At 47.5% G+C, this 25,574-nt stretch carries 22 protein-coding genes; 10 read left to right on the plus strand and 12 right to left on the minus strand.

Annotated elements, in window-relative coordinates; translation table 11 throughout:
* Nucleotides 1-102: 102 nt before the first annotated feature.
* From ACXAD8_RS12390 to ACXAD8_RS12400, 3 genes are all read left to right on the plus strand, one after another.
* Complete coding sequence (locus tag ACXAD8_RS12390; protein WP_475228992.1) at nucleotides 103-1,788, plus strand: tetratricopeptide repeat protein; 1,686 nt, start codon at nucleotides 103-105, stop codon at nucleotides 1,786-1,788.
* Between the two features lie 102 nt (nucleotides 1,789-1,890).
* Nucleotides 1,891-4,134 (plus strand): xanthine dehydrogenase family protein molybdopterin-binding subunit, encoded by a 2,244-nt coding sequence (locus ACXAD8_RS12395; protein WP_475228994.1) that lies wholly within the window; start codon nucleotides 1,891-1,893, stop codon nucleotides 4,132-4,134.
* Between the two features lie 29 nt (nucleotides 4,135-4,163).
* On the plus strand, nucleotides 4,164-4,628 hold the full coding sequence (locus tag ACXAD8_RS12400; RefSeq protein WP_475228997.1) for a (2Fe-2S)-binding protein: 465 nt from the start codon (nucleotides 4,164-4,166) through the stop codon (nucleotides 4,626-4,628).
* Here ACXAD8_RS12400 and ACXAD8_RS12405 read toward each other — a convergent pair.
* Nucleotides 4,625-5,458, minus strand: coding sequence for a LysR family transcriptional regulator (locus ACXAD8_RS12405; protein ID WP_475228998.1), 834 nt, complete (start codon nucleotides 5,456-5,458; stop codon nucleotides 4,625-4,627). The genes ACXAD8_RS12400 and ACXAD8_RS12405 overlap by 4 nt on opposite strands.
* Nucleotides 5,459-5,585: 127 nt before the next feature.
* On the opposite strand from ACXAD8_RS12405, the gene ACXAD8_RS12410 reads away from it, so the two are divergent.
* The 5 genes from ACXAD8_RS12410 (at nucleotide 5,586) to ACXAD8_RS12430 (ending at nucleotide 11,587) form a co-directional block, all read left to right on the plus strand.
* The gene (locus ACXAD8_RS12410; RefSeq protein ID WP_475229000.1) at nucleotides 5,586-6,776 is read left to right on the plus strand and encodes an acyl-CoA dehydrogenase; all 1,191 of its coding nucleotides are present in this window, start codon (nucleotides 5,586-5,588) and stop codon (nucleotides 6,774-6,776) included.
* A gap of 203 nt (nucleotides 6,777-6,979) precedes the next feature.
* Nucleotides 6,980-9,214 (plus strand): dehydrogenase E1 component subunit alpha/beta, encoded by a 2,235-nt coding sequence (locus tag ACXAD8_RS12415; RefSeq protein ID WP_475229002.1) that lies wholly within the window; start codon nucleotides 6,980-6,982, stop codon nucleotides 9,212-9,214.
* 1 nt (nucleotide 9,215) lies between these two features.
* A complete protein-coding gene (locus tag ACXAD8_RS12420) occupies nucleotides 9,216-10,265 on the plus strand; it encodes an ACP S-malonyltransferase (protein ID WP_475229005.1) in 1,050 nt (349 codons plus the stop codon).
* Nucleotides 10,266-10,513: 248 nt separating this feature from the next.
* The gene (locus tag ACXAD8_RS12425; protein ID WP_229530895.1) at nucleotides 10,514-10,918 is read left to right on the plus strand and encodes an ExbD/TolR family protein; all 405 of its coding nucleotides are present in this window, start codon (nucleotides 10,514-10,516) and stop codon (nucleotides 10,916-10,918) included.
* Nucleotides 10,919-11,065: 147 nt separating this feature from the next.
* The gene (locus ACXAD8_RS12430; RefSeq protein WP_475232955.1) at nucleotides 11,066-11,587 is read left to right on the plus strand and encodes a lipid-binding SYLF domain-containing protein; all 522 of its coding nucleotides are present in this window, start codon (nucleotides 11,066-11,068) and stop codon (nucleotides 11,585-11,587) included.
* A 263-nt stretch (nucleotides 11,588-11,850) separates the two neighbouring features.
* On the opposite strand, the gene ACXAD8_RS12435 is transcribed toward ACXAD8_RS12430, so the two are convergent.
* The 9 genes from ACXAD8_RS12435 to ACXAD8_RS12475 form a co-directional block, all read right to left on the minus strand.
* Nucleotides 11,851-12,663 carry an HDOD domain-containing protein gene (locus ACXAD8_RS12435; protein WP_475232957.1) on the minus strand — a complete coding sequence of 271 codons (813 nt, stop codon included), beginning with the start codon at nucleotides 12,661-12,663 and terminating at the stop codon, nucleotides 11,851-11,853.
* Nucleotides 12,664-12,940: 277 nt separating this feature from the next.
* A complete protein-coding gene (locus tag ACXAD8_RS12440; protein ID WP_475229007.1) occupies nucleotides 12,941-13,750 on the minus strand; it encodes a 2-oxoadipate dioxygenase/decarboxylase family protein in 810 nt (269 codons plus the stop codon).
* Nucleotides 13,751-13,838: 88 nt separating this feature from the next.
* The gene (astD, locus tag ACXAD8_RS12445) at nucleotides 13,839-15,311 is read right to left on the minus strand and encodes a succinylglutamate-semialdehyde dehydrogenase (RefSeq protein WP_475229009.1); all 1,473 of its coding nucleotides are present in this window, start codon (nucleotides 15,309-15,311) and stop codon (nucleotides 13,839-13,841) included.
* 2 nt (nucleotides 15,312-15,313) lie between these two features.
* Nucleotides 15,314-16,348, minus strand: coding sequence for an arginine N-succinyltransferase (gene astA, locus ACXAD8_RS12450; protein ID WP_475229012.1), 1,035 nt, complete (start codon nucleotides 16,346-16,348; stop codon nucleotides 15,314-15,316).
* 5 nt (nucleotides 16,349-16,353) lie between these two features.
* A complete protein-coding gene (locus ACXAD8_RS12455; protein ID WP_475229014.1) occupies nucleotides 16,354-17,565 on the minus strand; it encodes an aspartate aminotransferase family protein in 1,212 nt (403 codons plus the stop codon).
* 329 nt (nucleotides 17,566-17,894) lie between these two features.
* Nucleotides 17,895-19,058: an HDOD domain-containing protein gene (locus tag ACXAD8_RS12460; protein ID WP_475229017.1), complete on the minus strand. Its 1,164-nt coding sequence runs from the start codon at nucleotides 19,056-19,058 to the stop codon at nucleotides 17,895-17,897.
* 65 nt (nucleotides 19,059-19,123) lie between these two features.
* Nucleotides 19,124-19,738, minus strand: a complete 615-nt coding sequence (locus ACXAD8_RS12465; protein WP_475229020.1) for an anthranilate synthase component II — start codon at nucleotides 19,736-19,738, stop codon at nucleotides 19,124-19,126.
* A gap of 115 nt (nucleotides 19,739-19,853) precedes the next feature.
* Nucleotides 19,854-20,729, minus strand: a complete 876-nt coding sequence (locus tag ACXAD8_RS12470; protein WP_475229022.1) for a bile acid:sodium symporter family protein — start codon at nucleotides 20,727-20,729, stop codon at nucleotides 19,854-19,856.
* Nucleotides 20,730-20,779: 50 nt separating this feature from the next.
* Nucleotides 20,780-21,583 (minus strand): class II aldolase/adducin family protein, encoded by an 804-nt coding sequence (locus tag ACXAD8_RS12475; protein ID WP_475229024.1) that lies wholly within the window; start codon nucleotides 21,581-21,583, stop codon nucleotides 20,780-20,782.
* 93 nt (nucleotides 21,584-21,676) lie between these two features.
* Between ACXAD8_RS12475 and ACXAD8_RS12480 the strand changes: the two genes are divergently transcribed.
* A complete protein-coding gene (locus tag ACXAD8_RS12480) occupies nucleotides 21,677-22,585 on the plus strand; it encodes a LysR family transcriptional regulator (RefSeq protein ID WP_475229027.1) in 909 nt (302 codons plus the stop codon).
* Here ACXAD8_RS12480 and trpS read toward each other — a convergent pair.
* Both trpS and rpe read right to left on the minus strand, forming a co-directional pair.
* Nucleotides 22,572-23,579 (minus strand): tryptophan--tRNA ligase, encoded by a 1,008-nt coding sequence (trpS, locus tag ACXAD8_RS12485; protein WP_475229029.1) that lies wholly within the window; start codon nucleotides 23,577-23,579, stop codon nucleotides 22,572-22,574. The genes ACXAD8_RS12480 and trpS overlap by 14 nt on opposite strands.
* 30 nt (nucleotides 23,580-23,609) lie before the next feature.
* A complete protein-coding gene (rpe, locus tag ACXAD8_RS12490) occupies nucleotides 23,610-24,287 on the minus strand; it encodes a ribulose-phosphate 3-epimerase (RefSeq protein WP_475229031.1) in 678 nt (225 codons plus the stop codon).
* 281 nt (nucleotides 24,288-24,568) lie between these two features.
* On the opposite strand from rpe, the gene ACXAD8_RS12495 reads away from it, so the two are divergent.
* Complete coding sequence (locus ACXAD8_RS12495; RefSeq protein ID WP_475229033.1) at nucleotides 24,569-25,213, plus strand: TorF family putative porin; 645 nt, start codon at nucleotides 24,569-24,571, stop codon at nucleotides 25,211-25,213.
* Nucleotides 25,214-25,574: the final 361 nt, after the last annotated feature.

The following is a 25,574-nucleotide window of genomic DNA, read 5'->3' on the forward strand; positions in this document are numbered from 1 at the left end:
AAGGAACAATAATGAAACAATAGAAACTGGAGATTTCTATGGGGCTTAGTTTATGATCGCAAGCTTAAACAGAATCTGAACGAAACTTAAACTGAGACAAATATGGCAGCAGCAAGACAATTCCGAATCGGGCGCTTTAGCTACGACTACAACAACGGAAAAGTTTGCGATGGCCAAAGTCACACCATTCTCAGAGCAAAAAGCAATGATGTTTTGTATTACTTGTTACAACATCCGAAGCAGATCCTGAGCAAACAAACTATTCTCAGCACCATCTGGGATGATGTCAGTGCTCAGGAACACGTGCTATTTCAATCCATCAAAGAAATTCGCCAGTGCTTTAAGGGCATGAAGGTTATCAAAACTCACCCGAGAAAAGGGTATGAATGGATAGCCGATAGCGTTGAAGAACAAAGCGTCGTTAACCAGTCTGTTGCGCCTGAAAACAACAATTCTAAGCGCCGTAGTACCAGATTCATGTGGTCAATGACCGCCGCTATTGCCACAGTACTAATCTTATTTCTGGCTCTGTTTGTGTTTACCCCGCAACACAGCGATATCGCAGTTGAAGCGACTTCGGCCAACCCGACACCCAAGTTTGTCGAGTTAGTGGTCACTCCGGTAAAAATCACCGAACAGGATAATCTGCTGCATTGGGTGCCAATTGGCGCGATGGACATGTTGATCCAAAAACTGCAGCAAACACCGATTGAAAAAACCTCAGGCCATATCATGGTGGTAGATACCGAAGACGTGTTAGAGGCCTTGCAGCGCAGCGGCTCTCGTCACCAATCGGATGAAGCCCTGCAATCCCGACAGTTGCGTCATGCGATGGGAGAAATCACCAGTTTGCATACCGAGCTGTTCGGTTCCCCGATGGAATATACGCTCAGGTACAGTCTGATCAGTCGACACAATACCCAGCAGGGTATTCTCAGTGGCGACAATGTGGTGACTCTGCTCAATCAGTTAGCAAAACGAATCCCTGAACTGTTGCAAATGAATACCTCAGCGCCTTATGTGGCCTATGAACAAAGGTTCGCCGACGATGCCTTTATTTTCGGTTTAAGCCATTTTTATCAGGGTAGTTTCGAACTGGCAGAAGATTATTTTGTCACCGCCATAAATTCCGGAGACAGCTATCCGCAGTCACGCCGTTATCTGGCGAAAGCGATAGCTGCTCAGGGGGACATTCCCAGGGCGTTAGCCGCGGCGCAGGAAGCGGTAAACTATGCGCAGCAACATTCAGACAACAGTGAGCTATTGCGCTCCCAATTCGAACTGGGTGTCGCCCAATGGCATAACGGCGACTGGCACCAGGCCAAAAACAACATCACAGCCACGCAACAAATGGCGCAATCCGGGAAAGATTTGCTCTATCTGGCATTTGCCATCGAGATGCTGGGCCACCTGGCTTTTCAGGAGCAACAGTTTGAGGATGCTGAACATTATTACCATCAGGCCATCCGTTATCATCAGGGATTTCAGTGTCCTTATGGGCTTTCAACCAATTACATCAATCTGGCGAAACTCAAAAACCAACAACAGCATAATGAGCAAGCTAAAGACTATTTTAATCAGGCATTGTCGGTAGCACAGCAGAACGAGTTGGGTTATTTCGAAACCCGAATTCAATTACTGCTGGCCAGAAGTGCACAGGAAAATGCACAAGCTGAATCAGTGCAAAACCATCTGTTGGCGGTACAGAATTTACTGCAAAAATACCCCAGTGATGGCGTGCAGCAGATCGTCAACAACTGGCCGAACAGCCTTGAAAGAATAAGGTAAATCACTGAATAACATAGATTTTAAATAATTATAGAAAACTATAGTGGTGTTATATAGCGCTTAGCCATAGGGTCAACACATCAGGCAGTGATGGACCTTTTTATGGCAAACAAGTTACCGAACCCCATTGATAATAATCCGCTAGCGAAACCGATTTCGGGCAACCCCTACCAAAGTGACAATCCATCCCGCAGAACATTTTTAAAGTGTTCATTGGCAGGTGGTGCACTCATGGTATCGGCGATTCATATTCCCGCAGCAGCAAGAGCAGGATCAACAGAGGCCAATACTGCAAAACCAGTACGCTTCCCGTTACTTGCAATTCACGCGGACAACAGCATGACATTGTTCAACTGTCGTTCGGAGATGGGACAGGGTGCCACCACTATTCAGGCGCAATATCTGCTGGATGAGCTGGACGCCGACTGGTCTTTACTGAAACAGGTGGAACAGGCCGGTGCGGATCCGCAACAATTCGGCCCTCAAAATACTATCGGGGCCATCAGTTCGTTTCTCGGCTGGAAATTCCACCGTGATGCCGGAGCACAACTGCGGCAACTTTTAGTTAATCAGGCCATGGCAATCTGGCAGGTGGATGCAGATTCCCTGTACACCCAAAACAGCTATATTTATCACCGCCCCACAGGCCAAAAGCTCAGTTATGGCGAACTGTCAGGACTGATAAAGGATACCACTCTTCCTGAGAAGTTTACCCGCAAGACACCTGAGCAATACACCCAGATAGGGCGCAGCGTAAAACGGCTGGATATGGCAGAAAAAGTGGATGGCAGTGCCATATTTGGCATGGATGTCAGCTTACCTGGTATGAAAACCGCGGTGCTTATCCGGCCGCCAGTGCCGGGTAGCCAGCTAATTTCATTCGATGCAAAAAGCGTAAAACAGCAAAAGGGTGTCGTGGACGCCTTTAGCATTCCACAGGGTGTGGTCATAGTGGCGAATAATTATTGGCACGCCAGCCTCGCTCGAAAAGTGGCCAATCCGGTTTGGAGCAACAGTGACTTCAGTAGCAGTTCGTCCCATAGTTTAATGCAGACTTTTCGCGGACAACTGGATACACCGGCCCAAAAGCACAATGAAAGAGGCGATGCCAGCGCACAGTTGGCCAACGCAACCAACGAGCAAAGGTTTGAATTGCGCTTTGAATTTCCTTTGATAACCCATGTCACCATGGAGCCCATGAACTGTGTTGCCTGGCAAACAGAAAGCCAGCTGCAGATTTGGGCACCTAGCCAAAACCGCAATAACGCCAAGCAAAAGCTTCAGGAATTATTTGAGCTTGCCCCAGAGGCAATCGACTTTAATACCACCTTGATGGGCGGTGGTTTTGGTCGCCGGGCGCAGGAAGACTTTGTGCTGGAAGCCGCCACGATTGCCCGTCAGGTGTCTTATCCGGTAAAGGTAATTTGGTCCAGAGAAGATGATATTCAGCACGGCTTTTATCGCCCACTTAATGCCCAGAAAGTCAGCGCCAGTGTGAATGACAAAGGTCAATTACAAGCCTGGCAAAACAATGTCGCCAGCCTGTCTACAAGGGCCTGGCACTTTTCCCTTGAGGAACGTGATACCGATGGAGGAGACTGGATAGCCTATGGTGGCGCTGAAATTTCGCTCTATCAGAGTGAGCACTTTAGTTGTGGCGTGACGCTGAACAATGCACCACTGCATACCGGTATTCTGCGTGGTATCAGCCATGGCTACACCAATTTCAGCCGGGAAGTTGTAATGGAAGAATTGGCAAAGAAGCGCAAGCTTCATCCCTTGCAATATCGCCAGCAACACATTGACAACGAGCGAGCTTTGCCAGTGCTTACCAAGCTGCGCAAAGCCTGTGAACCTTACGAGCAACAACCCAATCGCAAAATTGGCTATGCTTTCGGATTCGAGAAAGCGCCTCAGGGTCCCTACCAGTACTACAACGCTGCCGCTTTTGTACTGACCAGGCGTAAAAATATCTGGAAAGCGGAAAAGCTTATTTTAGTTTTAGATCACGGCACCATCATCAACCCCGATGGCTTGCTATCCCAGGTAGAGGGAGCCAGTATTTTTGCCCTGGGCATGTTGCTGCACAACAAAATCACTATCGAACAAGGTCAGGTGCAGCAGAGCAACTATCATGACTATCCGCTGCCCCGCTTCGGCTCTCAAATCCCCATTGAACTGCACACCATTGAAAGCCAGGCCTGGCCGATGGGTGTGGGCGAAAAACTCCAGGGCACCATACAACCCGCAATTGCCAATGCCCTGACCAGTATTATTGGTCACCCCATAACCCAACTGCCCATCAGCGCAGAAACATTACAACAACATCAGATTGCACTGGGCTAATCCGGGCCTAATCATCAGGAGCACATAGCATGATTAAACTCACCATCAATCAGCAGGAAATAACCACTCAAGCCGACCCAGAGATGCCTTTGTTGTGGTTTTTGCGGGAAGAGGTACAACTCACCGGCACCAAATTTGGCTGTGGCCAGGGACTTTGTGGGGCCTGCACCGTATTGCTGGACGGCGAACCCATACGCAGTTGTTTGTTACCGCTGGCACAAGCCAAAGACAAAAGTATAGAAACTATCGAAAACGACAACATCCCGGAATTGCAGGCATTACAGGCGGCCTGGCTGGAACACAGCGTCCCGCAATGTGGCTACTGCCAATCAGGACAACTGATGTCGGCAACCCATTTATTGCAATCCAATAAGACCCCTGACAACGAAGCCATCCGCAGCGCCATGTCCGGAAACATTTGCCGTTGCGGCACCTACGAACGCATTGCAAAAGGCATCAATCAAGCGGCTCTGGATTTAGCCAGGGAGATTTAACTCTGCACTATCTCAATCAGAGAGCTGACAATATCTGAATTTTGCTGCCAGGCCAGAACGATGCGCCTGGAAAAAGGTTCGTCAGTGATTTGTCGAAATTGCATTTCAGTTTCATTGGCAATCTCTTTGTAATTAGGAAGCAATGCACAGCCAACACCAGCTTTAACCAGGCCGATGGCGTATTCGATGGTCTGAATTCTGGCCCGGACATCCAGTTTAAGGCCCGCGGCATTGACTTTATTTTGCAGTGCCAGTCCACCTTCACAGGGCATACGCTGAATAAATGCCAGGCCATCGAGATCCGTTAAATTAAGGCGACTTTTCAGGGTGAGCGGATGCCCTGCCGGAATGGCTATCTGGAACGCTTCCTGCCACATAAATTGCATCTGCTCCCGATTTTGCAACATGGTTTCATTAATAATGCGGGCATCACAATCTTCTTCCGGTGGCACTAAGGTCAATTCGATGTCGGGGTTTTCACTGGTGAATTTTTGCAATATACGGCTCATCCGCTGTACGCCAAGACCACGCACTACCCCCAGTCGAAAGGGCAACTTTTGTCGCCCGGTTTTAAACAACTCCTCGATAGCACTGGCCTGCCCCAACAGCTGTTTCGCCAATGGATATAACTGCTCAGCCGCCTCGGTGGCTTTCATACCGCGGGTATGGCGACTAAACAAAGATTTGCCCACGGTTTCTTCCAACTGTTTTAGCGATGAAGAAATCGAAGGCTGTGCCACATAACAACGCCTTGCCGCGCCGCTGATACTGCCGGTTTCTTTAACCGCCACAAAATAACGCAATGCTCTGAGATCCAATTTTTCTACCAAATACTTGTCACTATCAGCTATAGATTTTACCTATATCAAACCTCAATAAAATATATTTTTTATTTACCTTGTTTTAGGCTTACACTAACGCTCCATTAACAATTTGCTTACATCGTCGAGAGATTCAATGAGTTCTGCGTCAACCAAAGTTGCATTTAATTGGGAAGATCCCTTGTTGTTAGAGTCTTTTCTGGAAGAAGACGAGCGTCTGATCCGAGACAGCGCCCACCAATATTGTCAGGAGCGCCTGATGCCCAGAGTGTTGGAGGCCAACCGCCACGAACACTTTGATCGTGACATCATGAACGAACTCGGTGAACTAGGACTATTAGGCTGTACTCTCCCGGAAAAATATGGTTGTGCTGAAGTTAATCACGTCGCCTATGGACTGATTGCTCGTGAAGTCGAGCGCGTCGACTCAGGTTATCGCAGCGCCATGAGCGTGCAATCCTCTCTGGTTATGTACCCTATCTATACTTACGGCTCTGAAGCCCAACGAGACAAATATCTGCCTAAGCTAGCCAGTGGCGAATGGGTGGGCTGTTTTGGACTAACTGAACCCAATTCAGGTTCTGATCCTGCCAGTATGGCTACCCGCGCTGAAAAAGTTGACGGTGGTTATCGTCTGACGGGGACGAAAATGTGGATCACCAACTCCCCTATCGCTGATGTTTTTGTAGTTTGGGGCAAACTGGACGGTGTAGTACGAGGCTTTATCCTGGACAAAGGCATGGAAGGCCTGTCAGCACCTAAAATCGAAGGTAAGTTTTCATTAAGGGCTTCCATCACTGGCGAAATCGTAATGGACAATGTGTTTGTCCCAGAAGAAAACCTGATGCCCAATGTACAGGGTATCAAAGGACCATTTGGCTGCCTGAACAAAGCCCGCTACGGTATCGCCTGGGGCGCATTGGGTGCGGCAGAATACTGCTGGCACGCTGCGCGTCAATACACTCTGGACAGAGAACAATTTGGTCGTCCATTGGCCGCTACCCAGCTGATTCAGAAAAAGCTGGCCGATATGCAAACCGAAATTACGTTGGGCCTGAGCGCCTGTTTGCAAGCAGGACGCTTAATGGATCAAAACAAACTAGCTCCCGAGGGGATTTCGCTAATCAAGCGTAACTCTTGTGGCAAAGCTTTGGATATTGCCCGGGTCGCTCGTGATATGCATGGCGGTAACGGTATCGCCGATGAGTTTCACGTTATCCGTCATGTAATGAACCTGGAAGCGGTAAATACCTATGAAGGCACCCATGATGTGCACGCCCTGATTTTGGGCAGAGCGCAAACCGGGTTACAGGCATTCTCAGGTTAAAAGTTAAGAACGTCAGGCAATAATAATAATAAATCCTGACCGCTGTGCCCCGCCCGGCTTTGCCGGGCAACTCTTTCAAGACAGTGGCGCAGACAACAAATAAAAACAATAAAAAAGCAGAATCTATTCTGCACCTAACGACAGAGCCAAGGGGCTTTGCCCCGCAGGCTCAACCATTTTTGTCCACATAATGAGCCTATAGCATGTTGGATCGCAATCAGTTAATCGAAGATAAATTTCTCGATGCCGTGAAAAACGGTACCTTTCCTACGCCCCGTTCTCAAACCGATATTGCCAGTTCCGGATTATCATCCGCAGAACTCATCGATTTGTTTGAAACCCAAATTATGAGCCGTTTACTGGATCTACAGTCCCGTAAAATGCAAAAGGCCGGTAAGAGCTTTTACACAATCGGCAGCGCCGGCCACGAAGGCAACGCCGCTTACGGCAAGGCATTCCGCCACGACGATATGGCGTTCTTACACTATCGCAGTGGTGCCTTTATGATCCAGCGCTCAAAGCAGGTTAAAGGACAAACACCGCTGTATGACATGCTACTGTCATTTGCCGCGTCCAGTGAAGATCCGACTTCCGGTGGACGTCATAAAGTATTGGGCAGCAAAAGCCTGTTTATTCCACCGCAAACCAGCACCATTGCCTCACACCTGCCCAAAGCAGCCGGTGCCGCTTATAGCGTAGCGCTAAAAAGAAAGCTGCAACTGGAGGGGGCCTTGCAAGACGATGGGGTAATTTTGTGTAATTTCGGCGATGCCTCGGCCAACCACTCCACCGCGCAAGGGGCCATAAATGCCACCTGCTGGGCGGCATTCCAGTCGATACCTATGCCCATTGTATTTGTTTGTGAAGATAACGGCATTGGGATCTCCACACCGACCCCAGGAGGCTGGATTAAGGCAAATTTTGCCAATCGACCGGGACTGACCTATATCGAATGCGACGGGCTGAGTTTAGCCGATACCTATCTGAAAGCCTGTCAGGCAGTCACAATAGCCCGACAAAAACGCAAGCCAGTGTTCCTGCATTTTCACACTGTCCGGCTGCTAGGTCACGCCGGTTCCGATAGTGAATTCTCCTATCGCAAAGGCGCAGAAATTGATGCCATAGAACATCAGGACCCCTTATTACACAGCGCCCGACTCCTGATGGAAAACAAAATCCTGTCGGCTGAGCAAATCACTCAGCTGTATCTGTCCCTGAAACAACGCATAGCCGCCATCGCGGATATTGCCGGTGATCGCCCTAGGCTGACCTCTGCCAAGCAGGTACTTAAATCACTGATCCCAGCAAAGCAAAGCACACCAGAATTTAAGCAAACGATGGCACGTGAGCAGCTGTTTGCCCATGAAAAACACAATCTGAGTAAAAAACAGCACCTGGCGAAAATCATCAACTGGACCCTGATGGATCTGATGAATGAGCAAGACAATATTGTGCTCTGTGGTGAAGACATAGGTCGCAAAGGCGGTGTGTACAGCGTTACCAGCAAACTGGTAGAAAAATTTAGTAACTCTCGGGTTATCAACACCTTACTGGATGAACAATCTATTTTAGGGCTGGCCATCGGCATGGCCCACAATGGTATTTTGCCTATTCCAGAAATTCAGTTTTTAGCCTATGTGCACAATGCTGAAGATCAGATCCGTGGCGAAGCCGCCACCTTACCCTTCTTTTCTGATGGTCAGTTTAGCAATCCAATGGTGATCCGTATTGCCAGTTTGGCCTATCAAAAAGGGTTTGGCGGTCATTTCCACAACGATAACTCCTTTGCGGTATTCCGTGATATTCCGGGGCTGATAGTTGCTTGCCCGTCTAACGGTGAGGATGCCGCTTTTATGCTTAGAGAATCGGTACGCCTGGCTCAGGAAGAACAACGGGTGGTGATTTTCCTGGAACCCATTGCCATGTATATGCGCAAGGACTTGCATGAAGAAGGGGATGGCTTGTGGACCTTTGAATATCCGGCTCCAGATACCCCAAACCCCATATCCCTGGGCACACCTGGCGTTTTTGGTAAAGGCAAACAACTGGCCATCATCAGCTACGGCAACGGCTACTACCTGTCCCGTCAGGCAGAAAAGCAACTGGCGGAACAAGGCATCGACTGTCGCGTAATAGATATTCGCTGGCTGGCCCCCCTGAACGAAGCAGGCATTATCGATGCTGTTAAAGATTGCGAACACATTCTGGTAGTGGATGAGTGCCGTAAAACCGGCTCTATCAGCGAAGCGATAGTGACAGCACTGCACGAAGCGAAAGAGCAACATAAGATTACCGACAAAATAGCGCGGATAGCGGCTGAAGATAGCTTTATTCCGCTGGGCAGCGCCTCTTATGAGGTTTTACCTGATACACAGGGTATCGTTACTGCCGCACAAAGCCTGCTCAACAATAACAATCCACTGAAACAAGTGTCCTGATATGTCGCAAACAAAGAAAAAGCGAGCTCTGGTGATTTGTCCGGGCCGCGGAACCTATAACAAAGAAGAATTGGGCTACCTGGCTAACTATCACACTGATAAGCAAGCCATGATAGATACCATTGATGCTGACCGAAAAAACCGGAATCAAACTGCGATTCGCGAGCTGGACAGCGCAGATAAATATAATATGCGCCTGCACACCGCAGGGGAGAACGCCTCGTCATTGATATATGCCTGTTCTCGTGGTGACTTTCAGGATATTAACCGAGACAAATACGATATTGTTGCGGTTACCGGTAATTCCATGGGCTGGTATATCGCTTGCGCAGTTGCCGGAGCCTTAAGCCATGGCAACGCAGCAAAGGTCATCAATACTATGGGTTCCATGATGACTGATGGCCTGATTGGCGGCCAGGTAATCTATCCCATCGTGGACGATAGCTGGAAATTCAGCCCTGACCGATTTGACCAGGTGCAGACCGCATTACAGCAAGTCAACCAGCAACCCGGTTGTCAGCTTTATGAATCCATCCGACTGGGCGGTTACATGGTGTTTGGGGGCAACGAAGCGGCCTTAAAAGCCCTGATGACCAATTTGCCTGAACTGGAAAACCGCTATCCAATGCGTTTATTTAACCACGCAGCATTCCATACGCCTTTACTGAATGAGATAGCGATAAAAGGGCAACAACAATTACCAGAATCACTGTTTACTGCCCCCGGCATACCCATGGTGGATGGCGAAGGTCACATCTGGCAGCCACACAGCACCTCTGTTGCCGATTTGTATCGTTATACGCTGGGCACCCAGGTTAACTGTACCTATGATTTTAGCAAGGCCATTGAAGTCAGTATTAAAGAGTTTGCGCCAGAGGTACTTATCATCACGGGTCCTGGCGCAACGTTAGGCGGTGCAGTGGCACAAACTTTGATAGCCCATAACTGGTTTGGCTTGAGCGATAAAGCCAGTTTTATCGAACGGCAGAAAACCGATCCTGTAGTTTTAGCAATGGGTTTAGCGGCACAGCGGAGCATCGCAACAAGCTGAGGGTAAATTTTTTACAAGCGTTGCGATACAGATTGGTTATTAATCCAGCAAGCACAGAAAAATTGTTACAAAACGGTTTATTTTTTGTGGGAAGCATGTATTTTTTAATAGCAGCGACGGACTTACCAGGCTATAGTTGGAAGTCTCCCGTCACCATATAGTGGCGAGTAATGTGTCAATAATGATAATGATACCGACACCAAACGTATCGAATGTATTTCCCAAATGAGCGGATACGGAGTATTTAAATGGCTAAGAAGCATAAAACAGTAGAAGACGAAGCTGATATCGACATGACACCCATGTTGGATATCGTATTCATCATGTTGATTTTCTTTATCGTAACAACGTCATTTGCGAAGGAAAAAGGCTTAGAAGTTCAGCGTCCTAAGGACCAACAACAGCAACAGCAAACCAAATCTGATGCTGTTAGTATTCTGATCACTGAAACTGGTCAGATTTATATGAATAACCGTTTAGTGGACATTGAGCGTGTTAACGCCAACATCCAAAACTATCTGGCAGAAGTTGAAACTGACGTAGCCGTGGTTAAAGCCGCCAAAGGTGCACCACACGGTATCGTTGTTAAGGTATTGGACCAGGCCGCCGAAGCGGGAATTGGTACATTATCCGTAGCCGTTGACGAAGGCTAATTCAGCAAAGTTTGAGAAAAAGCTCCCAAATGGGAGCTTTTTTTATGCCCGGAATTTATGCCATAACGTAAAATATCAGTGACTAAATCAAAAGGAGCTACTATGCAGTATATTCGCAGTTTAAGTTTGATGGTGGTTTTATTCTCAATGTTGGGCTGTGCTGGCACCTCTTCACAAGGCACAGTACAAGAGCGGCAACAACGTGTCCTGCAAATGAAAGATCAGGTCTTAACACAGTTATTCGAGGAAAAGCCCGATACCCGCAGTCAGGTTAACTCCGCCGCCGGATATGCAGTATTTTCTAACGCCAATGTCAATGTAATATTTGTGGCCGCCGGTGGTGGTTATGGTGTAGCGAAGAATATGCGCACCGGAAAACACACCTACATGAATATGGCAGAAGGTGGGGTTGGTTTGGGCTTTGGCGCCAAAGACTATCGGATTGTGATGGTATTCCACAATGAAAAGGCACTTAACCGCTTTATCGAGTCAGGCTGGACCTTTGGTGGCAACGCTGATGCAGCAGCCAAGGCCGGAGATAAAGGCGCTTCTGTGGAAGGCGAAGCCTATTATGGCGATGTCACCGTTTATACCTTCACAGAGTCGGGTCTTGCCTTACAAGCCACCATTAAAGGCACCAAATTCTGGGTAGATGAAGACCTGAACTAGAGCGTGTTGACCTTTGCAGTACGAAATTTGTTCTATATATAAGCGCTTTAATCGCGGAACAGTCCTACAGGCCTAGTGGTGCTAAGTCAAAGGACTGTGACAAGAAGTAAAGCGCTTATATGACGAACCCTTCGGGCAGCGCCTGTGTGCAGTTTATACAGCGTTGAATGCTTTTGATTTAGAACCACTAGACCTTCAAGCATTCGCCTTGTCTAAACTGCACACAGACTGCTGCAAAATTGTACAGCAAAGATCAACACGCTCTAATAATGTCGCGCCAGGCTGTTGTGCTTTTGACAACAGTCTGGTGGCACATCACGCCTCCAACGAGGCCTCAATATCATCCACCAATTCCTGATATTCATCGTCAGATATTTCCAACCAGGCCAGGAATTTACTGATATCTCGACGATAACAGTCACACTCTTCATAGCGCTTGGTTTGTTTAAGGATATTTTCTGCCATATGTAAAATGGCAATATAGGGCCGCTGCTCTTCCGGAAAGTTAGCCGCAACAAATTCCACATCGTGATGAAATCGTATTTGCTGGGGAAATACCATGAAGACGCAATGTAATAGCCGATAGTGGCGTGATCCGTGTTGTAATGCTGATTTTCCAACTCATACAATGGCAAGTCAGGGGAATCATTGGCCTTTATCAACACCTCAATATAATCTTCAAACTTAAAAGCCATAGCGGCAATACCGCAATCGTGAAACAAACCTAAGCTATACAGCGCATCAGGCTGGTACTTTTTACCTAGCCATTGATTGATGAATAACATCATTTGGGCAATTTCCAAAGACTCATCCCAAAAGCGCTCCAGCGTCATGGAACTTTTCATGGGGTACGCTTCCCGCAACCTGATACTGGCCACGATAGCTTTAATTTGATCAACTCCCATAAAACACACAGCCTGAGAAATATCACAAATTGTGCGGTTTAAGCCAAATGAGGCGGAATTTACCAGTTGCAAAACCGCAGACGACAGCGAAATATCTTTCGATAAAGGTATCGCCAGATCGGTAATATTAAACTCAGGCCGACGGTAAGTTCTTCTATTTCGGTTAATAATTCGGGTTTTGCCGGAATTTTAAATCCGGTCTTTAACTCTTCAGAGATAACAGCATCAGAGAACATGAGATTATTCTGTTAAAAAGTATTCTTAAGCAATAGCACAGCATGGTGATGCTGCAACTCAAATCACATAAAAAGCTGCTTTTAAAACTGTGGGCTGTTTCACGTTGGCGAAGTAATAAAGCAGAGTATTTGACACTAAAAGGAGTACTGACGATAAATAGAAGGGATTAAACAGGGATCTTTAAAGACCCCTGTTTACAACCGAAAATTGATTAGGAATCCAATTTACGGGCATTGGTGCTTTCAAAGATTTTATCTGCTGATGCAGCAACAAACCCCTGATACAACTGACCGTTGGGCAACGGATAACGCTGTGCGAACTCATAAAAACAGCTAGGGATAACCCGCTCAATATCACTGAATTTCACCGCCGCTTTATCAGCCATGGTGGAAGATTGTGCCAAAAACACCTCTTCACCACCTTTAATTTCACCACCAGAAGTATTCAGCTCGAAACCCGCTTCTTTTAAGGTTTCATTGATAGCGGTAAGCTGGCTCAGTTTATCCAGGTGGTTAGAACTGACGGTAAAGTGGTTGGCACGGAAACCCCATGCCGCCATCCAGGCCGCGTATTCAGATTCTTGCAACAGGGCGTCGTACTGCTCGCTGCTGATTTTCCAATGCACACCTGAGTAAACAAAACCTTCAGCGCTCACGGCTTGCGCATCTATCTGCTCCACCATGTCTTGCACTGTTGCCTGTAACTCGGCAGAAAACTCTTCCACCAGTAATTCGCTGATAAACACTTTTGGACGGTTGGCTTCAGGATGCTCAAAATGCTTAGCACGCAGTTTCTTTTCTTCAAACTGATACTGGCCTTTTTCGACATAGCCAAGCTCAGTGAAATGGGCGGAGATCTTGTCCAGGTTCACTTTTTCCAGATTAAAGGTGCGCAGTGCAATGTGATCATTGACGATTTCACCGTGCATACCCAGCAGATCATGGATCTTATGCGCTGACGGCGTGATATTAATATAGTCTTGCCATAAGTTGGCAAACAGGGAATCGAGTTTCGTATTCATAAATTTTCTTACTTCCAAACAACCTGAAAATGCCCATCGCCGAAGCGATGAGCATGAATGTAATTAAAGGTGATTTTAAATCAGAGATTTAGAATTTGAGACCTGGACTTAGTGTACCAGGCATAGCTACTTTTTCTAACTCTACAGAAGCCACCGGATAGGCACAGTAATCTGCGGCATAATAGGCGCTGGCGCGATGATTACCACTTTCACCAATACCACCAAAAGGTGCGGCACTGCTGGCGCCGGTAATTGGACGGTTCCAGTTAACAATGCCTGCTCTGATGCGGCTGAAGAAGTATTGGTAATCCGCTTCACTATCGGCTAATAGTCCCGCAGATAAACCAAAAGCGGTATTATTGGCCTGATCGATAGCAGTATCAAAATCATCGTAACGCACCACTTTTAAAAGCGGTCCGAAGTGTTCTTCATCCGGCATAGTATCGATAATGTTTGTAACATCAATGATACCTGGTGTGACAAAACCACTTTCGGTATCGGTATGGGTCAGTTCTACCAAGGAACTGGCGCCCAAATCCAACAAGGCTTGTTGCGCCTGAACCATCAAACTGGCGGCGTGAGCAGATACCATAGCACCCATGAAAGGCTGCTCTTCTGCATCATAATGACCGACACTGATATTGCGGGTAACTTCGATAAGGCGCGCCAGGATAGCATCGCCCTGCTCGCCTTTCGCTAAAAACAGCTTACGGGCACAGGTACAGCGTTGACCGCTGGTGATAAACGCAGATTGCACTATGTCGTGAACTGCGGCATCAATGTCTGCCACATCCTTAACGATAAGCGGGTTATTACCGCCCATTTCCAGTGCCAGGATTTTACCAGGATGGCCGGCAAATTGTTCGTGTAAAAGCTTGCCGGTTCTGGAACTACCGGTAAAGAACAACCCGTCTATTCCGGCGTGAGAAGCCAACGCTTTACCGGTTTCAACATGCCCTTGTACCAGGTTTAATACTCCTGCTGGCAGGCCAGCTTGCTGCCACAACTTAACAGTTTCTTCCGCTACCATTGGAGTTAAATCACTGGGCTTAAATACCACAGTATTACCCGCCAGTAAGGCTGGAATGATGTGGCCATTAGGCAGGTGCCCTGGGAAGTTGTATGGACCGAATACCGCCACAACACCGTGTGGTTTATGGCGAATAAAGGCCTTACCCACTGGCATGGCGTTTTCCACAGTACCAGTGCGTTCGTTGTAAGCGCGAATCGAAATTGCCGCTTTACCGATCATGGCACCCACTTCGGTGGCGGTTTCCCATTCAGGCTTACCAGTTTCTTTGGCAATCACTTTGGCCAGATGGGCTTTATTTTCGCCTAACAGTGCGGCGAATTTTTCAATAATAGCTACGCGCTCGTCGAAGCTGACGTGCTGCCAGCTTTGAAACGCTTCTCTGGCAGCTGCAATTGCTGCATCTACCTGAGCGCCACTGGCAGCACTTCCCTGCCAGATTTGTTGTTTTTTAGCCGGGTCGACGGAGTTAACACCGTGCCCTTCACCGGCAACCCATTGGCCGCCAATGTAATGAATTTGTTCAGACATAATTACTCTCCTAAATGGATCGGAGCGAAACGAATGGCCTCACCCGCTGTCAGGTTTAAGGCCGCAGCCGCTTGCGGAGAAATGCGCGCTACCTGCTTGTCTTCATCCACTTTGACACAAGCCATAACCCCACGGAATTCTTTCACCCGGGTATTGATGACAAAGTGCGTGTCCTTCGCGTCTTCCAGCGCAGCGTCTATTTCAATCGGCAAATTGCGACTGGCCTGTGCAGTGCGAATGTAATTTACGTTCGCCTCTACAGTCGGGCCACCATCGAAGATATCTACATAACCGCCTTTGCTAAACCCTTCACTCAATAACAAATTGAGAGCGGGTTTGGTTTTTTCATGCACCTGGCCTATTACCGCCTGGGCTTCTGCACTAAGCAGGTTTACATAGATGGGATACTTGGGCATCAATTCGGCAATAAACACTTTTTGACCGATACCGGTCAGATAATCCGCGGTGGGAAAATCCATCGAGAAAAAGTGCTCTTCCAACCATTGCCAAAAAGGGGAGCTGCCGTTTTCATCACTGACACCACGCATTTCGGCAATAATAGTGTCAGAAAAGCGATATCGGTGTTCAGCGATAAACAGGAACCGGAACTTAGATAAGAACCGGCCGTTTGGCCCTTTTCTGGCCTCTTCACGCAAAAACAGGGTACAAATCTCAGATGCGCCAGTGTAATCATTACACAGGGTCAGAGTCCCTACTTCGTTGCGGATACCCAGTTCACGAGATGCGTGTACTACTTTACCCAGGTGGTAGCAGTAAAAGGTATTATCCATGCCCACTGCGGCTTCGATACCACTGGTGCCCAGTACACGCTTGGTTTGTGCATCTTCCATCACAAACAGATAATCCTCAACACCAGGCTTTGTAACGTCTTTAGCGAAAGACTCTTCCGCGTGAGCGATCCTCTTGCGTAAAATTTCCTCGTTTACAGGCAAAGACGTAAAGCCTATGCCTGACTCGTTGGCAATCTCATAGAGCGCCTGATAATCATCTGCTGTAATTGGACGAATAATCACCATGGGACTTATTCCTGGCCGTTAACCACGGCAGCAACGGCCTTTTCGAAGCGCGCTAAACCTTCTTTGATGTCTTCGTCAGGAATTACCAATGACGGAGCAAAACGTACAACATTGGCACCGGCAACCAGACACATCAGATTAGCGGCGGTCGAGGCCACTAAAAAGTCTCTGCTGCGACCAGCGTAATCTTCGTTAAGGGCACAACCTAATAACATGCCTTTACCGCGAATTTCACTGAACACATTGTATTTTTCGTTGATGGCATTCAGGCCGTCACGGAACATCTGCTCTTTGCGCTTAACTTCGTCCAACAACTCGCGGTTGTTAACTATGTCAAAAACACGCTCAGCTACCGCACAGGCTAACGGGTTACCACCATAGGTGCTACCGTGAGTACCTGGCTTCAGGCTTTCTGCAATGGCTGCAGTTGTCAGCATGGCACCGATTGGGAATCCACCGCCCAGGGCTTTTGCCGTGGTCAGGATGTCAGGTGTCACACCTAATCCCATGTAAGCGTATAATTCACCAGTACGGCCTACACCTGACTGCACCTCATCAAATATCAACAGCGCATTATGCTTATCACACAGGGCTCTCACACCTTCCACAAATTCTTGCGTTGGAGAAATAATGCCGCCTTCGCCTTGTAAAGGCTCCATCATTACCGCGCAGGTTTTGTCGCTCATGATGGCCTTTAAACTGTCCAAATCGTTGTAAACAGCGTGATCAATCGCACCTGGCTTAGGACCAAAACCGTCAGAATAAGCGGCCTGGCCACCTACAGTTACGGTGAAGAAAGTACGGCCGTGGAAACCTTGTTTAAAAGAAATAATCTGGTTCTTGTCTTCACCGTGGTGATCTAATGCCCAGCGACGCGCCAGCTTTAAGGCCGCTTCGTTGGCTTCTGCACCAGAGTTGGCAAAGTAAACTCGCTCAGCAAAGGTGGCGTCTGTTAGTTTTTTGGCCAATCTTATTGCTGGCTCGTTAGTAAATACATTACTTAAGTGCCACAGCTTTTCGCTCTGGTCTTTTAAAGCAGCAACCATCTCTGGGTGACAATGACCCAAAGCGTTTACTGCGATACCACCAGCAAAATCGATGAACTCGTTGCCTTCCTGGTCCCATACTTTTGAACCTTCACCACGAACTGGCACCATTGCCGCCGGGTTGTAATTTGGAACCATGACATCAGCAAACATTTCACGAGTCACATTCATATATTGCCTCCTGTAGAGTAAATTCGGTAATACACCGTGAAAAAAGAGGAGCATTATTCCAGATATTTACTCGCTTGTCTTCCCGAAAAAGGGGGTGAAGCCTTTAGTATAAAAGGGCTTCGCTAGAATTGCATAGAAATTGAATAAGTATGTGAAAGATTCAGAAAAGACTTTCAGTTTTACCGATAAAAGCCACAAATTTGGCGTATTAATCATCAAAGCACTCTTATATAGAACTGAATTCTTATTTTTTAGATTATTTTGCTATATAGAAGGAAAAACTCAAAATACCTGGCAGAGGACAGTATTTTAAGTCTTTAATCCGGCGATTATTCTTCACCGAAGGTAAGGCTAATCTGACGCACATCGACGGTTTTCAGAGCAGCAACAGCACCTTTAGGCATACGACAGGAAATCAGGTATTGTTTGGCATCTTCCATGTTGATCAGTTTGTAACTGCGCAACACCCTGAATCGCGCGTAACAGCGCCCCTGCTCCAATACCCGGCCCAATGGCGAGCGTTCCTTAATGGAGGTTTTATCCGCCAACTCTTGCAGAGCAGGTGCCACGACTACCCGCTTCATATTCATGTGATTTAATACATTAGCGGAAATCTGATAAGACTGATTCCACATCATGGCCAGCCACACATCCGGATCAATTTTGACCTCTTGCAGTGCTAAATGCTCTTCTCGCTTCTGCTCTTTATGAGCTTCCAGCATGGCTTCCTGCAACACCTTGTCAAAAAGCTTAAAGAACATTTTACTGATGGCGATTTTGCCCAGCTCGTGATGCATGCCCGCGACATAGGCGTGGAAGGGATCAACTTTGGATAACTCGGCAATTTTTCGGCAGCTGATACCCGTGGCGATGATCTGTTCCCAGAGTTTTTGCTTAAAAGCCGGGTAAGGGTCGGTGATTTTAGGGATCCAGCGTTGCACGGAGAGCATGGGCACCAGCAATTTGAGATTTTCAATGCCAAAAAAGCTCAAGGCCATGCGCAGTGTCTCGAATCTGACCACTTTGCCAAGTCGGTCGGTTTTTCGATACTTAGGACTGTTAGCCAGGTCCATTAACTCTTTTGTCAGCCAGGGGATAGCGGCAATAGTCGGCTCTATTTTTGCAATTGACGCAGCTTTCACTGACAGGCCGTCGTAAACCGCGGCCATGCCATCGTCAATACCAATAATCTTACTGCTAAGCTCATCAATATTGTCAATTTTCTTCTGCATGCGATCGCAGACTTCTTCGTGCACTATGGTACTGATATTTTCCAGATAGTGCTGTTTTGAACGCTGATTGAGCTCTTTGTCCCGCATTGCGATGCGTTCTACATCCAACAGTTTTCTGCGAGCATTGAATTGCTCAGACTGTTCCGCCTTAACCTTACCTTCTACTTCGATTCCGGCTGCCACCTGGCCGGTTTGTAATCCCATCAACAGATGGTAATAGCGGTTATCAATATCTGTGCGAATGTCTTGCTGGCCACTCATTCCGTTTCTCAAAATCTGACTTAAAAAATAAGTTGTTAATTCATCATCAGATTAGCTACTTTTGGCTAATCCTGTTGCATCGCTACTGAGCTATCTGTCACCAAATCCAGAATATTCTGCAAAAGTTGGTGACCAAATTCAGTCAAATGGGACTCCGGATGAAACTGCACGCCCCATAAGGGTAAAGTCTTGTGTGCTATGGCCATAACTTCAGTTTGCTGGCTGTTTTCACTTGCAGTATAGGCACTTATCTCAAACTCCGCGGGCAAAGATTGCGCGTCTACCACCAATGAATGATAGCGTGTAACCGTGAACTTTTCAGGTATGCCAGTAAACATTTTATGACCGGAATGGGCCACGGCTGAAACTTTACCATGCATCACTTTAGTAGCGCGTTGCACATTGGCGCCAAACACCTGAGCAATCACCTGATGGCCCAGGCAAACACCAAATATAGGAAATTTACCGGACAACTCTTGCACCAATTGCAGTGAGATACCGGCTTCATTGGGTGAGCAAGGGCCTGGCGAGATAACGATTAGGTCCGGTCTGAGATTTTTAACTTCAGCGATACTGATCTGATTATTTCTTACTACCTGCACGGAACACTCCAACTCTTCAAAGTAACGAGCCAGATTGAAAGTAAAAGAGTCGAAATTATCAATTAACAGTACGCGCATGTTTCCCGGGCGAGCGAATAAAACTGCGGAATTAAACAGGTTAAAGGCAACAAAATCAAGCCTCGCAAGGCTTTGACGGGCTTTTAATCAAAATAAGTGCACCCGGGCTGCAATATTAGCCCGATACACTGTGGAACTTGTATTGCTTCTTCGCCCAGACAGCTAAAAACACCGCGCCGATGTACATAGTTACACCGTAAACACCTGCGGAGGTGGCGTAAGCCGGACTGGATAAAAACGTGATAGCAATCAAAATGGCCATTGAAGCATTTTGAATGCCCACCTCAATGCCCAGCGTGACTTTTTCAGGCAAAGCCAATCCAGTTAGTTTTGCCAACCAAACGCCAGTTGCTATGGCGGCAAAGTTGAGTGTCAGGGTGGCCCAGAATATCTTATCAAAGGATGCCAACAGCATATCGAACTCCTGGATCACAATAGCGATGATCAGCGCCACCATAAACAACAGAGATATTTTGCGGAATATCACTTCTATCGCTAAAGCGCGTTGCTCCCAACGGGCGCGAAAAGCAATCCCCAAAATCACCGGCAGTAACGTTAACAACATCAGCCCCAAAGAGGTGTTCAACAGAGAAAAGGATTGCACCTGGTCGGCAGCGAACTGCTGAATAGCAAACTGAATTATCCAGGGTGTGGTAAAAACGCAGATCAAAGTGGTAACAGCCGTCAGCGATACCGATAAGGCCAGGTTGGCTCTGGCTAATTGGCTGATGACATTGGATGTTGTGCCTCCGGGACAGGCGGCTAACACCATCAGACCTATAGCCAGTTCTGCGGATAAATTAAACAGTACCGCTATGCCCCAGGCCAATATGGGTAACAACAGGATTTGGCCCACTAAGCCGATAAATATAGGCTTTGGAGTTTGCCACAGGCGGGAAAAATCCGCTCTGGTGAGACTCAATCCCATACCAAACATAACGACGGCGAGTATGGCCGGAAGTAATACCTGAGTTAACACCGAATCCTGCATCTGCTACCTTACTCCCAACTGAAAATCACTTTACCATTCCGTATTTAAACTCAGTTTTTAAAACTGTCATCCTGCGCCTGCACAACCTGGAACAAGGGCTGGAAATTACCCCAGGTGACCAAATCATTGGCATTCATGGCTCGCGTTTTCAATGCGATATCATGAGGTATGGGTTTTAGCTCTCCGGCTGCCTGCGCCAATAACTGACTTTCGCAACAGCTGTCCATAATAACAAAGTTAGCGGTGGCTGCATCAACGGTTTTGCCCACAGTCAGTAATCCGTGATTCTGCAGAATTACGGCAATGTTGTCTGCAAGGGCTTCAGCAATCAAATCCCCTTCATCCAGTTCCGCTACCACGCCGGTAAAATGGTCAAACAGACCGTGATTCTGGTAGAACATGCAGGCATCTTGAGAAATGGGCTTTAAAGTTTCTCCCAGCGCAGAAAAAGCCCGGCCATTGCGCGTATGTGCATGAGCCACGGCGTTCACATCAGGACGAGCCATGTGAATGCGAGAATGAATGGCAAAGGCGGCATTGTTGATGGCGTGCTTACCCTCAATAATTCTCCCTTCATGGCTGACCCGTACCAGGTCACTGGCCTTTATTTGGCGAAAATGCACAGCCAACGGATTCACCCAAAAAGTGTCTTTTTCTACGGCATCACGCACTGTGATATGACCCGCTAGTCCTTCATCAAAGCCATACAGAGCAAAAACCCGAAAAGCAGCGGCAAGACGCACCTTGTCATACTGCCGTTGCTGCATAGGATCGGTAAACACCGGCGGTTGTGGCACTGAAAAGTTTTCGGCACCTATGATCATGTTGTCGATAGTGGCTTGATGGGCAGACATTCTATTCTCCGGTTGTTTTTTAAGCACAACTGGATTCTACGCAGGGCAATGATAAACTCAAATGATGAATATTCATCGAATAATATAAATTTCATGCATAGTATTGACTACAACCTGTTTCAGGTTTTACTCACCATTTATCACCAGGGTTCCGTCAGTCAGGCTGCCGATAAACTTAATCTCACCCAGCCAGCTGTCAGCCATGCTTTGAGTCGGTTGCGCACCCAGTTCGGCGATCCCTTGTTTGAGCGTCATGGCAGAAAGATGATACCCACCGACTTTTGTCAGCGCATCATTGCCGATGTGGAGCAAAGCCTGAGTACCCTGCAACAAACCCTGTCGCAGCAGAAACAATGGGATGTGAGTCAACTTAACCGCACCTTTAACATTGCAGTACGGGATGTGCTGGAAGCTCTGTATTTCCCTAAGCTAATTGCCAGGCTGCAAAATCTCGCTCCGGGGGTGCGAATTCGCAGTGTCAGTGTAGAACCCCAAAATTTGGCCGTGGCATTGAAAAATGGTGATGTGGATTTGGTGTTGGATTCTCTGATTGCCACACCAGCCAATATTCGCAATCAAACCTTAGGCAGCAGTCGCTTTGTACTGGTGTGCCGTCGTGGACATCCCATTATCGAGAATTGTAACTTGCAGAGTTATCAGCAATGGCCACACGTGGTGGCCGCCTTAAAAGCCTCAGATATTAATCTGGTGGACAATGCGCTGACAGCACAGCAGCTACATCGCAATGTAGTCTTGCGCTGTGAGAACTTCTACGGCGCAGTGCAAACGGTGTGTCATAGTGATCTGATTATGACCGCACCGGAAAAAGCTGCACAACAGTTTGCCAGCCATATGCCAATACAACTTTTACCTTTGCCCCTGTCACTGCCGGACATCAGCATCCATATGTATTGGTGGCAGGTGGCAGAGTCAGACCCTGCCATTCGTTGGCTTCAAGATGAGATAGGACAGCTGTCCCGAGATTTATTTAAGGACGCTTAATAAATCCAACCGCGTCATACACTTTCGCCAGTGTTGTTGCGGCTCTGGCAGAAGCGCGTTCGGCACCGCTTTTCATAATGGCGTCCAGCTCAGCGCGATCTTCACGCAAGGCTTTGAACTTCTCCTGAATTGGCTCCACCAGGGCGACAACGGCGTCTGCCACATCGGTTTTCAGGTGCCCATACATCTTGTCTTCGTATTCCGGTACCAGATCTGCAACAGGACGGTTTGTGGCCAAAGACAGCAGCGTTAGTAAGTTAGAAACGCCGGGTTTTTCGCTGGTATCAAAATAAATGCGCGCCTGTTCATCAGAGTCAGTTACTGCGCGTTTAATCTTTTTCGCCAGTTTTTTCGGTTCTTCCAGTAGGCCAATGAAGTTATTTGGATTGTCATCGGATTTGGACATCTTCCTGTTGGGCTCCTGCAGACTCATAATGCGCGCACCAAACTCAGGAATGTAAGGCTCAGGCAGAGTAAACAGCTCACCGTAGAGATTGTTCATACGGGTGGCGATATCACGGGTTAATTCCAGGTGCTGTTTTTGATCTTCACCCACCGGCACTTTATCTGCCTGATACAGCAGAATGTCCGCCGCCTGTAACGCCGGGTAGCTATACAAACCAACGTTAATGTTGTTTTCATTTTTGGCTGATTTGTCTTTGAATTGGGTCATGCGATTCAATTCGCCCATCTGCGCATAACAGTTCATGATCCAGGCAAGCTGAGCGTGCTCAGGCACATGGGACTGCACAAACAAGGTACTTTTCACCGGGTCGATACCACAGGCGACATACAGAGCTAAACCGTCCAGGCAGGCTTCGTAAAGCGCCTTGGGATCCTGGCGAACCGTAATAGCGTGCAAGTCCACCAACATATACAGACAATCGTGATCCTCCTGCATGCTAACCCATTGTTTCAGGGCGCCCATGTAATTGCCGATAGTCAGTTGTCCGGAAGGCTGGCAGCCGCTTAATACAATTGGTTTACTACTCATCAGAATATCTCTTGTGTCTCTTTTCAATAATTAATGGTTATCTACCTGCGCCAACTCCTGGCGCATGGCATCAATCACCTGCTTATAATCAGGCTGATTAAAAATAGCGGAGCCCGCTACAAACATGTCTGCGCCCGCTTCTGCTATTGCGCGAATATTATCGACTTTCACGCCCCCGTCAATTTCAATTCGGGTATTCAGGCCCTGTTCCTGAATTAATTGTTTTAGATCACTCAACTTATCCAGTGTTTTGGGGATAAACGCCTGACCGCCAAATCCGGGGTTCACAGACATCAGCAGGACAAAATCCAGCTTATAAAGCACATAATCTAATACCGATAGTGGCGTGGCCGGATTCAATACTAGCCCAGCTTTACAACCCTTGTCCTTGATCAACTGAATACTGCGGTCCACATGTTCACTGGCTTCAGGGTGGAAACTGATGTAACTGGCACCGGCATCGGCAAACTGGGCAATCAAATCATCCACCGGCTTTACCATTAAATGCACGTCGATATCGGCCTGAATACCATAATCTCTGAGGGCCTTACACACCGCTGGGCCAAAGGTCAGATTGGGCACATAGTGGTTATCCATCACATCAAAATGAACTACATCGGCGCCTGCGTCTATTACCTTTGCCACGTCTTCACCAAGACGGGCCAAATCAGCGGATAAAATTGAAGGGGCAATGAGATTTGAGTGCATAAGCTTAGAGTCCAATTTCAAAATTGCCGCTAAAAATACCAGCTTCACCGGAAGAAGGCTAAGCCTTATTTTGGTGCGTCCGCCCTAAAAATGTGCACATATTTTTCCTTGGGTCTACGCTTATTATTAAGCCAGCGTGTTATTCGGCCTTTTTTATCTTTTATAAACTCAATACTTTCAATAGGTTAAGAAAGATTTCCGAAACTATTTTAGATAAAAATTAAACAGGCATCAGTTTTGCTGAACTTATGCCAGCACACTTACAAAAACGGAGAACACACATGAAATTAACTAAAACAACTCAGGCGGTTGCGTTCGTATTAGCTGCTTCAGCATTTTCACAGGCAGCTTATGCAGACCTTAGCGCCAATGTCGGTTTAGTATCTGAGTATCACTTCCGCGGTATTCAACAGACCAACTCTGCCTCTGCCAGCGCAGGTGTTGACTATGAAAACGGCGGTTTTTACCTGGGTACCTGGGTAGCCGATGTTGAAGACGGTCTGGAAATCGACGTCTATGGCGGCTACGGTTTTGACATCAGCGAAGATGTATCAGCCAGCGTAGGTGTTACCACTTATCAATACACAGGTGATTTTGATTCCGCCTACAACGAAGTTAACTTTGGTCTGGGTTGGGGTCCGCTTTCAGTTGAATACACTGTAGGTGAATGGGACGACGACATTGATTTAGGAATTCCTGGTGGCGATTACACATTCCTGGCATTAACCCTGGAGCACGACGGCTTTTATGGCACCTTCGGTACCTTTGGTGATGAATCCGACGGTGAATACTTCGAGCTGGGTTACGGTACAGAAATCGGTGGTTTTGACGCTGGCGTTTCAGTGGTATTTGCAGACAGCGACTTAGGTGGCGGTAACAGTGATGAAACCATCCTGTTCAGTCTGAGCAAGTCTTTCGACCTGTAATAACAGATTCACTCAGTAGCACGGATGCTGCACCCAATATATCTGCCAGGTTCTGTAGGGTGAACCTGGTGGATGTATCCCCGCTGCCATATGCATATATGGCAGCGACTCCTACCAAGGCGATATTGCGAACATTTTTTGAACAGTTCTCGGGTAGAGCTTAACCGTAAACTCACAACCTGATTAGTTTTGCTTTGTCTAAAAATCTCGAGTTCAAGGAGCCCAACCTGACTTTAGGCTCTGCTGTTGAGCTCACTACCAGGTAGACTTTATTTCGACGTTGCAGTCTAATTTAAGTCACTATCATTTAATTCATACCCTTGTCGGGGCGCCGACCGCGCCTTAAGGTGACCGGGCTGCG

The organism is Planctobacterium sp. AWH2_060, from assembly GCF_056158425.1.